Source organism: Paenirhodobacter populi (genome assembly GCF_004022215.1).
Lineage (GTDB): Bacteria > Pseudomonadota > Alphaproteobacteria > Rhodobacterales > Rhodobacteraceae > Rhodobacter > Rhodobacter populi.
Genome location: NZ_SAUZ01000012.1, coordinates 85,257 through 99,014, shown reverse-complemented (window position 1 = coordinate 99,014; position 13,758 = coordinate 85,257). Strand labels below are relative to the sequence as shown.

The following is a 13,758-nucleotide window of genomic DNA, read 5'->3' as shown; positions in this document are numbered from 1 at the left end:
GGCATCCGGGGAGGTTTACTTCGCCGATGCGCTTGCGGATCGGCCCGGACCGAACCTAACGCAGGATGGATTTGATGGCCTTGTACCTCGATATTGATCACACCCATGACATTGCTCAGAAAAGCTGGGTCCCGAGCGCGAATGCGCCCGATACCGAATTTCCGATCCAGAATCTGCCACTCGGCGTCTTTTCAACCGAAGAGGGGAAGACGCATGTGGGCGTGGCGATCGGCGATCAGGTCCTCGACCTCGTGACGGCGCATGACATGGGGCTGCTGGGCAATGCGGTCCCGCGCGATCTGCTTGCGACCGATAGCCTCAACACTTTTTTCGCCGCGGGTCACACCACTGGCATTGCGCTCCGCCACGCTGTCTTCGCACTGCTGAACGAGGCAGATCCCCGCGATGCGGCGCGGCATGGCGCGGAGTTGCTCCACCCGCAGACGAATGTCGTGATGCACCGCCCGACGCGGGTGGGGAACTACACCGACTTCTATGCCGGCATTCATCACGCCGTGCGCGCGGGCTCCCTCCTGCAGCCCGAGAACCCCCTGCCCGACAACTACAAATGGGTGCCGATCGGCTATCATGGCCGCGCCTCGACGGTAAAGGTCTCGGGCATGGCGGTCCGCCGGCCAAGCGGTCAGCTGATGGCGGCGCAGGGCAATGGCACGCCCAGCTTCGGCCCCTGCCGCGAGCTGGACCTCGAACTGGAAATGGCGGTCTATCTGGGCAAGCCTTCCGCCTGGGGAGAGACGATCGCAATCGCCGAGGCCGGTGAACATATCGCGGGCTACGGGCTTTTGAACGACTGGTCGGCACGCGACATCCAGCGGTGGGAGATGAAGCCCCTTGGCCCGTTCCTGGCAAAGAATTTCGGCACGACCGTTTCGCCCTGGGTGCTGACGCCCTATGCGCTTGCACCGTTCCGGGTTCCCATGGCTCCGCGCGATGCGGAGGATCCGCAACCCCTGCCCTATCTCCATTCTGCGCAGGATCAGGCGGCGGGAACGTTCGACATCGCGCTGGAGGTGAAGCTGCGGACCCGCAGGATGCTCTCCGCCGGCGAGGATGCGGTGACCATCATCACCTCGAACATGCGGCATCTTTACTGGACACCGCAGCAACTGCTGACGCATCACGCCTCTTCGGGTTGCCAGATGGAGGCTGGCGACCTGATCGGCACGGGCACGATCTCGGGGCCGGTCGATGATCAGCTCGGCAGCCTGCTTGAGCTGACCGTGAACGGGCAACAGCCCGTCAGGCTACCGAATGGCGAGATGCGCAGCTATCTGGAGGACGGGGACGAAGTCACGCTGAAAGGGTTTTGCCGCCGCGAAGGCTTTGCCCCGATCGGTTTCGGCGATTGCTCCGGGGTCGTTGCGGCGGCGTCGTGACGCTGCGCGCGACGAACAGTAATCGCATCGGCATCGGGAAGAAGATCGGACGCGCATGTCGCACCTGCCAGTTGGTCACATCTGTGCAAAGCCGCTTGGCGGGGATGAGTCCGTTTCCGAAGTCTGAAGTCTGGATTGATCGGCTGATTGGACGCATAGGCCCGAAAGATCATGCACGGCACGACGACAGATCGCCGCAAAAGGAACGCAACCGCGCGAGGGTCTCGAAACGGAACGGGAGCTTCATACAGGCCAGCCCCGCTCTCAGCGTGATGGACCGTTGATCTGCTCGCCTGAGGATGGCCAAAGCTCGGGGCCATGGCCCCGAGCAAATGCGAACACGCCCCGCGCCCGGGTCAAACGGGGTGATGGATCGCATCACCGCCGAACCGGAGAGCTTCCGGGTCGTAACCGGGTCGCTGGTGTTCGGCGCGGCGGGGATGCTGCGCGGGCGACGGGCGACGACGCATTGGAACGCGCATGATTTCCTTGCCCGTTTCGGCGCCATTCCGGTCGAGGGGCGGATCGTACGGGATGGCACGCTGATCTCAGCGGGCGGGGTGACTTCGGGGATCGACTTCGGGCTTGCGGTGCTCGCCGAACTGCCCGGGCAGGCCGAGGCGGAAACCGTGCAGCTGTCGCTCGAATACGCCCCGGCACCGCCGTTTCAGGCGGGAACCCGGAGACCGCGCCTGCCGCCGTGCTTGCCGCGGCCCGGGAAAGGCTGGCACCATCACGGCACGCGCGGGCGGCCATCCTCGACCGGATCAGCGCGGCGCAGGCCTGATCCGGTCGTCCGTCCTCTCTTCCGGTTGCCCCGCCCCAGCCGGGAACCTTGCGCGATAGACAGAGGGCGGCAGGCCCATCGCCGCCCGGAAATGCTCGCGGAAGTTCGTCGCGCTGCCGAGACCGCAAAGCGCAGCGATTTCGCCGACGGAGCGCGAGGAGCCTTCGAGCAGCTCCTTCGCCAGTGACAACCGTTCGCGCAGCAGCCATTCCCCCGGCGCCAACCCGGTCGCATCGCGGATATGACTCTGAATGCTACGCGAGTTGACATGCGCCTCTCCCGCCATGCGCACGATGCTCCAGTCCTCGTCCAGATGCGCCCTGATCCTGTCGAGCAGTCCCGCGACACGCGTGCCCGACGGCGTCGGCAGGGGGCGCTCGATGAACTGCGACTGGCCGCCATCGCGGTGGGCCGCGATCACCAGACGCCGCGCCACGCGGTTCGCGGCCTGTGCGCCATAATCGCGGCGCACCAGATAGATACACAGATCGAGCCCCGCCGAACTGCCGGCCGAGGTCATCACCGCCCCCTCATCGACGTAAAGCGCATCCGGCAGAACGGTGATCTTCGGAAACCGGGCGGCGAGCCGCGCGGCGTGATGCCAGTGCGTCGTGGCTCGTTTCCCGTCGAGCAGCCCGCATTGCGCCAGCACAAAGGCTCCGCCGCAGATCGAAACGATCCGTGACCCCGCCGCATGGGCATCGCACAAGGCCGACAGAAGCCCGGCAGGCGCGGGCTCGTCCATCCCCCGCCAGCCGGGAAGGACAACCGTATCCGCCCGGGGAAGCAACTCCAGACCGCCATCCGGCTCGACCCGCAATCCGCCTGCGGCGTGGATCGGGCCGGGCTCTGCGGCGACGGTCATGCAGCGATACCAGCTTTCGCCCATCTCCGGCCGAGACAGGCGGTCGGCCATTGCGCCCGGCTCTCGCAGTTCGCCAGACCATATCCCTTGTCCAGTCAGATCAGCAGGGAGCCTCGTCGCTTCAGCGCATTCGCCATCAGGCTTGAACCAGTGGCGCCTCAATGGCTCATTTGCAAGACTTCCAGTTCGTCGTGCGGTAGCGGGCAGGCTCAGGTTTACTCATGACAGAAGTCTAACAGCATGGATTCGCCTTGGGCATCCTGCTGGAGATAGACTTTCTTCAACAGCCCCTTGCACAGATGAAAAGCCGTTTCATCCACGAGCTTCCCATCGCGCGATAAAGCAACTGCGCTACGTCGACCAGAAACCCGCGTCCAGGTTGATGTGACATCTCCCTTGACAAAACCCGACACCCTGCTCAGGCCGCAATCCCGGATTGGGAAAAACCCATCCGCAGCATCTTGATGAACTCATGCGCCGCAAAGGACAGCTTGCGGTCGCGGTGCACGCAGACCGACGAACGCACCATCAAAAAGGTCGGGACATCGATCGGAATGGCCACCAGCAGGCCCATCTGGATCTCTCGGAAGGCTGCTAACACGGGGCCGAGCGTCACGCAATTTCCGGTCGCGGCCATGGCGCGAGGCAGCTCGATGTTGTTGGTCTCGACGACATAGTCAGGCTGCAGACGTCGGGCCTCGACCGCGCTGTCGAACAGCTGACGCAGGCCAAAGCCACGGTGCGGCAACGCAAGCCGGTTCTGACAGATCTCGTCAAGCCGGACGGTCGCATTCTGGGCCAGCGGGTGGTTGGTGGCGACAAGGCACATCACCGGATCGGCGCGCTCGACCACGATCTCGAGCTCGGGCCGCAACGAGGCGTTATAGGTGATGCCAATGTCGGTCTGGTTCTTGATCAGCGCCTCGACTATGGCATCGCTGGCGTTGCTCGATACTGAAAAGCGAATGCCGGGAAAGCGGCTGCTGAAACCCGCGATCACCTCGGGCAGCATGCTCGACAGCACCCCCTCCATCACATGGATCTTGACCTCGCCCTGACGTAGCGACCTGAACCCCGAGATGCTGTCCTTTACCTGGTCAAGTTCCCGGAACATGTTACGGGTATAGCGCTCGAGCAATACGCCCGCGGGGGTCAGTTCGACACCGGTGTTGGTCCGCTCGAGCAGCGGCGCCCCAAAGGAATGTTCAAGCATCGCCAGCTGTCGGCTGACAGCCGAGGGCGCAACATGCAACCGGTCTGCTGCGCGGCGAATGGCCTTGGTCTTGGCGACCTCGTTGAAATAGCGAAAGGCGACAAAGTTCATCTGAGGTCTCTTGGGCCAGCGAAGTCGTCATGGGTAAAGGCATCCGGCGGCCCAGAGGCGGGCCCGAACGGTCGGGCCATATGGCCCGATGTCGGATCAGTCCGCGGGGCGGGCCGCCTGTCGGTTCGCTGTCGGCGTCGTGACGTACCGAGATCAATCTGGCCGTTATCAATCCGGCAACGCACGAGCTGGAAAATGGGGCTACACCGCAACCGGGCGGTATGGCTAGCCTTGGCGTTGAAAGGACTATCAGGAATACGGCACTTGCGGAATTTATGTTCATATCGACCGAAAATCATGCGAAAATGAAAATTGCTTTAGCCCCCTTTGCACTGCTCATGCTGCGGCCAAAGGCCTCGGTATGCTGAGGGCGCCCCCCCGCGCCGCCCTGCCGACACACCCGGATCGACAAGCCAATACGCTGGCCGACTGTATCCGGCGGCTGCGCCTCGTCGAGCGGGTGGTGATCGAGGACGGCCATGGCCACTTCTGGCTGGTGCTTCCGGCGGCCTTCGCCAGTGCGGGCAAGGTCGCGGCGATGACCCGGGACGCGGGCGGTGCCATGGCACTAGTGCGCAGCGCGGGTGATATGGCGGCCCAGGCCAGCGCCACCGCCCTGAGCGCGCTTTTCGCACGCCTCGGCATTGCCAGCGTGCTGGCCGATGATCCAGCCCCGGATACCGCCAAGGAAGCGACCGCGCCCCTGCCCGAGCTTTGCACCGAAGCCGCGAAGGATGCGGCCGAGATTGCCACGCTGGCCATCGCGCTGGCGCAGGTGGCGGGACTGCCCGAGCAGATGCTCGTCTGTCCCTGTCTTGGGAGGGAAGGCGGCGCGTGCAGCGCTGAGGCGCTGGAGGCTCATCCAGCACTTGGCCAGTTGGCCCGACTGCGAATTGCCGACCATGCGGCCCTGACCGAGGCGCTGGCCCGGCTTCAGACGCCATGATGGCTGTGAACGGATTGGGCCGGCGGCCTCTCCCGCGGCGTTCTCCGTTCGAGGGGTGCACCAGAATTGGCTGGTGCCGAGCGTCAAGAATGGGGAAGAGACCAGATACAAGAGACGGCAGGTTTGTCTGACTTGCTATGTGCAAGGCAATGATTTCGGTCGTGGTTGATCTGCGCCGAACATGCCCCGGCAAAAGCTGGAACCGGCTGACATGTTCCGCACTGATCCTGCACGGCGACAGGCTAGGAGGAGGTAGACGGAAGCATATCGGCGCTGGCTTTCGATGGCATGCACCTACACTGAACCGTGCCCGGCCGAGCCGGATATTCCATAGAACAATGCCTTGCCAGAAATCATGAGAGCAGGTTGCGGGAAAATCCTGTGCGTCAGCACCAACCGAGGCTGAAGGCAGGAAATCGACCTTAAATCTGCCCGGACCACCCGGTTTCCGCGCCATTTCCCTGGAATGAGGACAGCTTCCCCAGCTTGGCCAATCGAAATTCTTTTCAGCGGTCTGTCAGGCCACACCTGCCACTGCTGCACCAGAACAAACTCGCGAAGAAACAGGCGGGCCAGATGGCCCGCCGTTTCCTTCACGGTTCAGCTCTTGGGCTGGTCGAGCCATTCGACCATGAAGCGCAGCATCACCTTGGTGAAGTCGATCAACTGCGCGATCTCGACCGATTCATTGACGGCATGCGCCTCTTTCAACGTGCCCGGACCATAGACAACAGCCGGGATTCCCACATGGCCGAACCAGCCGCCATCGCTGACGCTTGGCGAAATGCCAAAACTGGCGGACTGGGCCAGCACCGCCTGATGGGTCGCCGACAGCAGCTGCGTTGCCGCATGCCCGCGGTCGAGGTTCAGCGCCGGGAAGATCTCGCCCCGGTCGATGATCATCGATCGCCCTCCCCATTCGAACACGGGCGGGTTCTCGCGCAGCCAGGGATCAGCGGCGGCAACGGCGGCCAGATGCGCCTCGATCTCGGCCACGATGTCCTCGTGGCGCTCATCGGGCAGGAAGTGGACAGTGATCCACAACCGGCATTCATCAGCGACAAAAGCCGCGTGCCGCCCCCCCTCGATCACGGCGGGATTGATGGTGTTCGAGCCCGGCGCCATGCCGGGGAAGGACTTGGTCACCGCCCAGTGCCGTTCGAGTTCCTGCAGGCCCGCGATGATCTTCATCATCTTTTCGATGGCACTGGCGCCTTTCAGCCCGCCACCGGCGTGGATCATCTGCGCGCGGGTGCCGTCATGGTGCGTCGCCTTCGAGCGCACCGTGACCCAGCCGGTGATCACTCCCCCCTGCCCCTGCAGAACCAGGTCCGAGGTGTCCACCACCACGGCATAATCGGCCTTGTAGCCATGCTCATGGCATTCGAGCGTGCCGGGCTCGCCGACCTCTTCCCCCGTGACGGCCTCAAAAAACAGGTCTCCTTTCGGCGCCCATCCCGCCTCACGCAAAAGCTTCAGCGCGAAGAGAACGCCAGCGATCCCCCCCTTCATGTCCGAGGTGCCGCGGCCAAAGATGCGCCCGTCGCGGATGAAGGGATCGAAGGGGCCGGTCTCCCACGGCTCGTCCTCGTGGACCTCGGCCACATCGACATGGCCATTGACGATCAGGCTGCGGTGGCTACCGGGGGCTGAGCCCTTGAGCGTGCCCACGACGTTGCTGTCGCCGGGGTGCAGTTCCCAACGGTCGGTGGAAAAGCCAAGCCCCTTCAGCAGGCCCTCGATATGGTCCTGCGCGGCGTCAGTGTTGCGGGCGGGCGGCGCGGGGGTTTCAAAGCGCACAAGGTCGGACAGAAGGGCGAGAAGCTCGTCCTGCCGCCTCTCGACCGCGCCGATCAGGCTGTCGATATCCATGTTGTATCAGGCTCCCGTTTTGCGGCGCGGATCGGCATCCATACCCATCTGCCAGAAATCCGCTTCGAGCCGCGAAGCCGTGGTGAAGATCTCTTGCAGGCGGGCAAGACGTGTCTCGCCGCCATAGCGCTGGCCGATGTCCTCGAACTTGCACAACGAGGCCGCGACCATCTCGTGGTATTCCTCGCCCTTGTAGTTCTCGATCCAACTGCCGTAGGGGTTGCCCTCGATCCGGGTGGTGGACGCGGCAAGCAGCCGCTGGCCGATCTCGGCATAGCCTGCCACGCAGGGCATCAGCGCGACCAGCAGGTCGAGCAGGTCACCCGAATTGCCAATATCATTGACATAGCGGGTATAGGTGATCGTCGCATTCGCCTCGGGTTCGTATTGCATCTGGGCTTCGGAAAGGCCCCAACTGGCGCAATAGGTCACATGCAGCGGCACCTCTTGCAAGATGCCCTGCAGCGCGGCATTGGCGGCACGAATGTCGCTGACGGTCTGCGATTTATAGACCGCCAAGCCATATGCCCGCGCGAAATGCTTCAGGAACAAGTAGTCCTGCACCAGAAAGCGGCGGAAGCAGGCCTCCGGCAGCTCGCCCGTGCCCAGTACGCGCACAAATTCATGGTCGACATAGCTTTCCCAGATCTGGCCCGCACCCGCGCGCAATTTGCCGAACAGGCCGGCGGAGAAATCAATCTCAGTCATCGTCATTCCCAATTTTGGTATTTTCAGGCCTGCGCGCGACGCACGACGACCATTTTCTCTTTCATCCGCACAAAGGCCGCATTGGCCTTTTGAACGATCTCGCGTTCGTTGGCGCGGGTCAGCACGCGGCCTTGCATCACGACTTCGCCATTGATGATCGTAGTGTCGACGACGCTACTGTTCGAGGCAAAGACCAGATGGCTCGTCATCTGGACCGGCGTGTCGCGCAATAGCGGCGTAAAGATCGGCGACTGGGTCTCGATCAGGATGATGTCGGCCTTGTTACCCACTTTCAGAGCCCCGGTCTGGTGACCAAGGGCACGGGCGCCGTTGTTCGTAGCCATGCGCAAGACATCGGCCGCCTGGCACAGACTGGCATCGGCCCGGTGCGCGCGATGCACAAGCGAGGCCCATTTCATCACCTCGAACATATCGGCCGAGTTGTTGCACTCGACCGCATCATGACCAAGGCCCACGTTGATGCCGGCCGCCAGGAACTCGGGCAGGCGTGCCACGCCGTTGCCGAGCTTGGCGTTCGAGTTGGGGTTGTGCGAGATATGCGTGCCGGTCTCGGCGATCATGCGAATCTCGTCGTCGCTGAGGTGCACGCAGTGGGCGGCGACACAATCGGGACCAAGAAAACCCGCCTCATAGGCCAGTTCCGTCGGCCGCTTGCCGAATTGCTTAAGCGAGAACTCGACCTCGGTCTTTGATTCATTGAGGTGGATGTGCAGCCCCGCGCCCAGATCGTTCGCCAGCGCGCGGGCATCACGCAGCAGCCCGGGCGAGGACAGCGGCACCCATTCGATACCCACCCGCACCTCGATCAGCCCATTGCCACGGCCGTGGTTCTTGTGGAAGGCATCCTTGTTGGTCTCGAGCGTGTCAAGGTCGTGCTCGGGCAGAGCCACATCGTTGCACAGCACCGCGCGCATACCGATGTCGCAAGCGGCATCGGCCAGGCTGTCAAGCTGACGGTACATGTCGTTGACCGTGGTCACGCCGGATTTGATCGATTCCGCGTAAGAGGCCATGGCCGCCCAATAGGCCGCCTCGGGGTCCAGCGCGCGCACCAGCGGGTACCAGCATTCGTCGAGGTATTCCCACAGCGGCATGTGGTCATTGTAGCCCTTGCCGATCGCGGTGTGGTAATGCAGGTCGATCAGGCCCGGCATGATGATCTTGTCGGTGGCGTCGATCACCCTGTCGCCCGCCTGAGGGGCAACGGAGTCATGGCCCGGCACGATAGCGGTGATGCGGTCGGCCTCGATGATGACCGAGCCCTCTTCGTGATAGGTTCCCGCCTCGTCCAGCGTCAGGACCATACCATTTTTCAAGATCAGACGTGACATGCTTATTCCCTCGTTGTTCGCCCCCTGCTTATGGCCGTCGGGGCCGCGGCGGGTTCATCGGCGTCGAGAATAACCAGCGATTTCAGCATGCACCGCTCGAAAAGAAATGCCGGTGCGTTGCCAGAATAAGAACGCAAGCGCTATTTAGATCAACATCGCTTGCCGTCAGACGGCATCATGGTCTGCTTGCGTGAAGATATTCCGCATGTTGTTGCAAAATCGGCAACGCGTAGTCTCAATAACGCGTCTGAGCCATCCCGACGCCTCGGCATAACATCCGCCCATCAGCCCCGGCAGGCCAGTCGCAAAGGCCGTCAATCCTGCGGGGATCACTGCGAGGATGACCATTGAACAAACCAGCCGTAGCGGACGCCACGCCGGGAAAAGCGGGACAAATCGGGATCCGGGTGCGTGATCTTGCCCTGCGCTTCCACAGGCACGTGATCTTTGAAAACCTTTCCTTCGATATCGAGCCGGGGCAGTTCGTGGCCCTGCTCGGCTCAAGCGGCGTCGGCAAAAGCAGCCTGCTCAAGATCATCGCCGGCCTGCAAAGCCCCAGTGCCGGCAGCGTCACCGCCACCGACGGTGGCCCCGTCCCCGGGCGCATCGCCTATATGGGTCAGCAGGACCTGCTGTATCCTTGGCTCACCTTGCGCCAGAACGTGACGCTGGGGGCGCGGCTGCGCGGCGAAAAGCCCGACCTCGACTGGGCCGATCACCTGATCGAGCGCGTCGGGCTGACCAAACGGCGCGATGCATTGCCGATGATGCTGTCGGGCGGAATGCGCCAGCGCGCGGCCATTGCCCGCACCCTTTACGAACGCAAGCAGATCGTGCTGATGGACGAGCCCTTTTCGGCGCTTGACGCCATCACACGGGCAAGCGTTCAGGATCTTGCAGCCGAGCTTCTGGCCGATGCGACCGCCTTGCTGATCACGCATGATCCAATGGAAGCCTGCCGCCTCGGCAAGGTGCTTCTGGTGCTCTCGGGCGGCCCGGCCAAGCTGGACGCGCCGATGGTCATCCCCGGTGCGATCCCGCGCCATCAGGACGAACCGCATGTCGTCGCGGCGCAGGCCGCGCTCTTGCGCCGATTCCAGGAGTTGCAGTCGTGAAATCCTCGAACCTGTCGCGGCTGCGCGGCCTTTTGATCTTTGTCGGCCTGATCGCCATCTGGTGGGCGGTGACCGCGCTGAGCGGCATTCCGAAATTCATGTTGCCCAGTCCCGCCTCGGTCGCGCAGGCCATATGGGTTCAGCGCGCCATGCTGACGCATCACACCCTGGTCACGCTGAGCGAAATCGTGCTGGGTCTGGGCTTCGGTCTGGCCTTTGGCGCGGTGCTGGCGCTGGCCATGATCCTGTCGAAGACGCTGCAAAGCTGGCTGATGCCGGTGATCGTGGTATCGCAGTCGATCCCGGTCTTTGCCATGGCCCCGCTGCTGGTGCTGTGGTTCGGTTTTGGCATGGCGTCGAAGGTGGTCATGGCCGTGCTGATCATCTTCTTTCCCGTCGTCGCGGCGTTTTATGACGGGTTGCGGCGGACCGACAAGGGCTGGCTCGACCTTGCCCGCACCATGGGGGCCACACCCTACGCAGAGATGCGCCACGTTCGCCTGATCGCGGCGCTGCCCGCCTTTGGCTCGGGGTTGCGGGTGGCGGCGGCGGTCGCGCCCATCGGGGCGGTGATCGGTGAATGGGTCGGCGCCTCGGCCGGTCTCGGCTTCATGATGCTGAACGCCAATGCGCGGATGCAGACGGATACCGCATTCGCCGCGCTGTTCATCCTGGCACTCGTCGCGGTGCTGCTGTGGCAGGGGGTCGATCTGTTCCTCAAGCGGATCCTCTACTGGGTGCCCGACAGCTCCGCCAACTGAATTCGATCCACAACAACCAACAAGGGAAGCACAGATGAAACTGAGAAAAAGCCTGCCGATACTGGGCTGTGCGGCGATGCTGATGACCGCCGCCCCGGTCTATGCACAGGAAAAACTGACCGTCCTGCTCGACTGGTTCATCAACCCTGACCATGCACCGCTGATCGTGGCCGAGCAGATCGGTGCCTTCAAGGATGCGGGCCTCGATGTCGAGATCATCCAGCCCTCGGATCCCTCGATGCCGCCGCGCCTGGTCGCGGCCGGTCAGGGCGACATCGCCATCAGCTATCAGCCGCAGCTTTACATGCTGGCGCAAGAACAGCTGCCGGTGAAGCGGGTGGCCACGCTGGTCGACCAGCCGCTGAACGTGCTGGCAACCGTCGAGGGCAAGGGCATCACCAGCCTTGAGGATCTCAAGGGCAAGAAGGTTGGCTTTTCGGTCAGCGGCGTCGAAGAGGCCACGCTTGGCGGCATGCTCTCCTCGGCCGGCCTGAGCCTTGACGACGTCGAGATGGTCAACGTGAACTTTCAGTTGGTCGCGGGCCTGCTGACGGGTCAGGTCGATGCGGTGATCGGCGGCTATCGCAACTTCGAGGCGACCGAGATCCGGGAACAGGGCGCCACGCCCATCATATTCCCGGTCGAAGAGCATGGCACACCGATGTATGATGAACTGATCGTGCTGTCGGCGGCCGACAAGTCCGACGATCCCAAGATCAAGGCCTTTGTCGCGGCGCTCAAGAAGGGCACCGAATACCTGCGCGCCCATCCGCAAGAGACCTGGGAGCGGTTCATCAAGGATTACCCCGACATGAACACCGACCTTTACAAGACCGCGTGGATCGACACTCTGCCCTTCTTTGCCAATGATCCCGGCAAGCTCGATGTCGAACGGTACGAGGCATATGGTGCCTTCCTCAAGGAGCACAAGCTGATCGGCGAGGATGTCAACGTGATGGATTATGCCGTCGAGACCGAGTGATCACTTAGGGGTTCTCAGGACATATCCCCCTCTGGCTCCCCCCAATCCGTGACCCCATAACCCGCGGGCCATATGGCCAAGAGAAGAGCCCCCCTTCTGGCAAGAATGGGGGGCTTTTCCGTTTTAGGGTGGGAGAGCTCCCACCATATCGTTACAGGCGCGCGATACGCCCCTCGATCGGATGATGCGGATCGACCGGGCCGAGGCTGGACCCCTTGCCGGGCGAGACGAGCGCGTCACAGAAGGCCTCGTCCTCAGCCGACCACGGGGTATCGAGCGCGGCCAGGCCGTCTTCCCATTGCGCGAAGGTGCGCGGTCCGACCAGCGTGCTGGTGACAAGGCGGTTGCGCATAACCCAGGCCTGGGCCAAATGCGCGGGATGCCGCCCGGTCGAGACCGCATAGTCGGCCAGCTTGGCAGCCAGCTCCAACGATTCCGGGCGCCACTCTGCCTCGAGCATCCGGGGGTCGGCGCGGCCTGCGCGGGTGGTGGCATCGGGCGCCACACCGGGGCGATATTTCCCGGTCAGGATGCCACGGGCCAGCGGGCTGTAGCAGACCGTCCCCACACCGAAATGGGCGGCGGCGGGGAAATGCTCGACCTCGGCCTCGCGGTTGACGAGGTTATAGAGCGGCTGCGAGGCGACGGGGCCAGTGATGCCGGCATCCCGCGCGATACGGGCGGTCTCGGCCAGGCGCCAGGCCTTGAAGTTCGAAACGGCGAAATAACCGATCTTGCCCTCGCGGATCAGCTCGGCAAAGGCCAGCACCATCTCTTCCAGAGGGGCATTGAAATCAGCCTTGTGCATGTAGAGGATGTCGATGAAATCGGTCCCCAATCGCCTGAGCGAGCCATGGGTCGCCTCGCGGATCCATTTGCGCGACATGCCCGATTGGTTGGGGCCCGAGCCCATGGGGTTGCCGACCTTGGTGGCAAGAACCCAGTGGTCGCGCTCGGCCGAAATGGCGCGGCCGACGACGCGCTCGGACTCGCCACCGTTGTAGATATCGGCGGTGTCGATGAAATTCACGCCGCGATCGCGCGCAGCGGCAATGATGCGTCCCGACTCCGCCTCATCCGTCGCACCGCCGAACATCATCGTTCCGAGGCACAGCTCGGAGACCTTGAGGCCACTGCGGCCGAGGTATCTGTAATCCATGGTCCTGTTGTCCTTGTTCTTTCGGGCCTTGGGGGCGACGCCGGGACACAGGCCCCGGCGTCCCGGCGCATCAGGCCGGAATGACGGCCGTGGTCGCGATCTCGACCAGGAATTCGGGGCGCACCATCTCGAGCTTGACGCAGAAGCGGGCCGGCAGCAGGTTCGGGAAATAGGTGACGTAGATGTTGTTGAACTTGTGATAGTCGTTCATGTCCCGCAGGAAGATCTGATTCATCACCACATGGTCCATGCTCGAACCTGCGGCTTCAAGCACCACCTTGATGCTGTCTAGAACACGGTGCGTCTGCACCTCGATGTCGCCCACGCCGATGATCGAACCGTCGACCGGATCGGTCGACAACATGCCTGCGACATAGACGTGGTTGCCTGCCTTCATACCCCAGTTCAGGTGGTTCAGGCCGGTCGCGGTCTTGCCGATGGTCCAACCTTCGGGATTGATTGCTTGGTTCATTGTCAGTCTCCTGGATTT

At 63.1% G+C, this 13,758-nt stretch carries 12 protein-coding genes and 2 pseudogenes; 6 read left to right on the top strand and 8 right to left on the bottom strand.

Annotated features, from left to right (window positions below; translation table 11 throughout):
* The first annotated feature begins 74 nt into the window (after window positions 1-74).
* Window positions 75-1,397 carry a fumarylacetoacetase gene (fahA, locus tag D2T30_RS11385; protein ID WP_128208957.1) on the top strand — a complete coding sequence of 441 codons (1,323 nt, stop codon included), beginning with the start codon at window positions 75-77 and terminating at the stop codon, window positions 1,395-1,397.
* Between the two features lie 299 nt (window positions 1,398-1,696).
* Window positions 1,697-1,984, top strand: a pseudogene (locus D2T30_RS24110) (DJ-1/PfpI family protein); the annotation flags it as partial.
* Between the two features lie 180 nt (window positions 1,985-2,164).
* Here the strand turns inward: D2T30_RS24110 and D2T30_RS11375 are convergent.
* From D2T30_RS11375 to D2T30_RS11365, 3 genes and pseudogenes are all read right to left on the bottom strand, one after another.
* Window positions 2,165-3,049 carry a helix-turn-helix domain-containing protein gene (locus D2T30_RS11375; RefSeq protein WP_241651252.1) on the bottom strand — a complete coding sequence of 295 codons (885 nt, stop codon included), beginning with the start codon at window positions 3,047-3,049 and terminating at the stop codon, window positions 2,165-2,167.
* Between the two features lie 34 nt (window positions 3,050-3,083).
* A pseudogene (locus D2T30_RS11370) lies at window positions 3,084-3,272 on the bottom strand (hypothetical protein); the annotation flags it as partial.
* A 195-nt stretch (window positions 3,273-3,467) separates the two neighbouring features.
* The gene (locus D2T30_RS11365) at window positions 3,468-4,373 is read right to left on the bottom strand and encodes a LysR family transcriptional regulator (RefSeq protein WP_128181661.1); all 906 of its coding nucleotides are present in this window, start codon (window positions 4,371-4,373) and stop codon (window positions 3,468-3,470) included.
* A 361-nt stretch (window positions 4,374-4,734) separates the two neighbouring features.
* Between D2T30_RS11365 and D2T30_RS11360 the strand changes: the two genes are divergently transcribed.
* Window positions 4,735-5,319, top strand: a complete 585-nt coding sequence (locus tag D2T30_RS11360) for a hypothetical protein (protein WP_128208956.1) — start codon at window positions 4,735-4,737, stop codon at window positions 5,317-5,319.
* 600 nt (window positions 5,320-5,919) lie between these two features.
* Here the strand turns inward: D2T30_RS11360 and D2T30_RS11355 are convergent.
* From D2T30_RS11355 to D2T30_RS11345, 3 genes are read right to left on the bottom strand one after another with little or no spacing between them, the layout of a single operon-like run.
* Window positions 5,920-7,191 (bottom strand): acetylornithine deacetylase, encoded by a 1,272-nt coding sequence (locus tag D2T30_RS11355; RefSeq protein WP_128208955.1) that lies wholly within the window; start codon window positions 7,189-7,191, stop codon window positions 5,920-5,922.
* Between the two features lie 6 nt (window positions 7,192-7,197).
* Window positions 7,198-7,899 carry a thiaminase II gene (tenA, locus tag D2T30_RS11350; protein ID WP_164884285.1) on the bottom strand — a complete coding sequence of 234 codons (702 nt, stop codon included), beginning with the start codon at window positions 7,897-7,899 and terminating at the stop codon, window positions 7,198-7,200.
* A gap of 23 nt (window positions 7,900-7,922) precedes the next feature.
* Window positions 7,923-9,251 carry an amidohydrolase family protein gene (locus tag D2T30_RS11345; RefSeq protein WP_128208953.1) on the bottom strand — a complete coding sequence of 443 codons (1,329 nt, stop codon included), beginning with the start codon at window positions 9,249-9,251 and terminating at the stop codon, window positions 7,923-7,925.
* Window positions 9,252-9,658: 407 nt separating this feature from the next.
* On the opposite strand from D2T30_RS11345, the gene D2T30_RS11340 reads away from it, so the two are divergent.
* Genes D2T30_RS11340 through D2T30_RS11330 form a run of 3 tightly spaced genes read left to right on the top strand, consistent with a single transcriptional unit; the run spans window position 9,659 to window position 12,109 of the window.
* A complete protein-coding gene (locus tag D2T30_RS11340; RefSeq protein WP_241560770.1) occupies window positions 9,659-10,366 on the top strand; it encodes an ABC transporter ATP-binding protein in 708 nt (235 codons plus the stop codon).
* Window positions 10,363-11,127, top strand: a complete 765-nt coding sequence (locus D2T30_RS11335; protein ID WP_241648384.1) for an ABC transporter permease — start codon at window positions 10,363-10,365, stop codon at window positions 11,125-11,127. Before D2T30_RS11340 ends, D2T30_RS11335 begins: the two co-directional genes overlap by 4 nt.
* 34 nt (window positions 11,128-11,161) lie before the next feature.
* Window positions 11,162-12,109 (top strand): ABC transporter substrate-binding protein, encoded by a 948-nt coding sequence (locus D2T30_RS11330; protein ID WP_128208952.1) that lies wholly within the window; start codon window positions 11,162-11,164, stop codon window positions 12,107-12,109.
* Window positions 12,110-12,260: 151 nt separating this feature from the next.
* Here D2T30_RS11330 and D2T30_RS11325 read toward each other — a convergent pair whose 3' ends face one another.
* A complete protein-coding gene (locus tag D2T30_RS11325) occupies window positions 12,261-13,268 on the bottom strand; it encodes an aldo/keto reductase (RefSeq protein ID WP_128208951.1) in 1,008 nt (335 codons plus the stop codon).
* Between the two features lie 70 nt (window positions 13,269-13,338).
* Complete coding sequence (locus D2T30_RS11320; protein WP_128208950.1) at window positions 13,339-13,740, bottom strand: RidA family protein; 402 nt, start codon at window positions 13,738-13,740, stop codon at window positions 13,339-13,341.
* Window positions 13,741-13,758: the final 18 nt, after the last annotated feature.

Coding starts and splice junctions, on each gene's coding strand:
- fahA (WP_128208957.1), top strand. CDS start 75: ATGGCCTTGTACCTCGATATTGATCACACCCATGACATTGCTCAGAAA.
- D2T30_RS11375 (WP_241651252.1), bottom strand. CDS start 3,049: ATGACCGTCGCCGCAGAGCCCGGCCCGATCCACGCCGCAGGCGGATTG.
- D2T30_RS11365 (WP_128181661.1), bottom strand. CDS start 4,373: ATGAACTTTGTCGCCTTTCGCTATTTCAACGAGGTCGCCAAGACCAAG.
- D2T30_RS11360 (WP_128208956.1), top strand. CDS start 4,735: ATGCTGAGGGCGCCCCCCCGCGCCGCCCTGCCGACACACCCGGATCGA.
- D2T30_RS11355 (WP_128208955.1), bottom strand. CDS start 7,191: ATGGATATCGACAGCCTGATCGGCGCGGTCGAGAGGCGGCAGGACGAG.
- tenA (WP_164884285.1), bottom strand. CDS start 7,899: ATGACTGAGATTGATTTCTCCGCCGGCCTGTTCGGCAAATTGCGCGCG.
- D2T30_RS11345 (WP_128208953.1), bottom strand. CDS start 9,251: ATGTCACGTCTGATCTTGAAAAATGGTATGGTCCTGACGCTGGACGAG.
- D2T30_RS11330 (WP_128208952.1), top strand. CDS start 11,162: ATGAAACTGAGAAAAAGCCTGCCGATACTGGGCTGTGCGGCGATGCTG.
- D2T30_RS11325 (WP_128208951.1), bottom strand. CDS start 13,268: ATGGATTACAGATACCTCGGCCGCAGTGGCCTCAAGGTCTCCGAGCTG.
- D2T30_RS11320 (WP_128208950.1), bottom strand. CDS start 13,740: ATGAACCAAGCAATCAATCCCGAAGGTTGGACCATCGGCAAGACCGCG.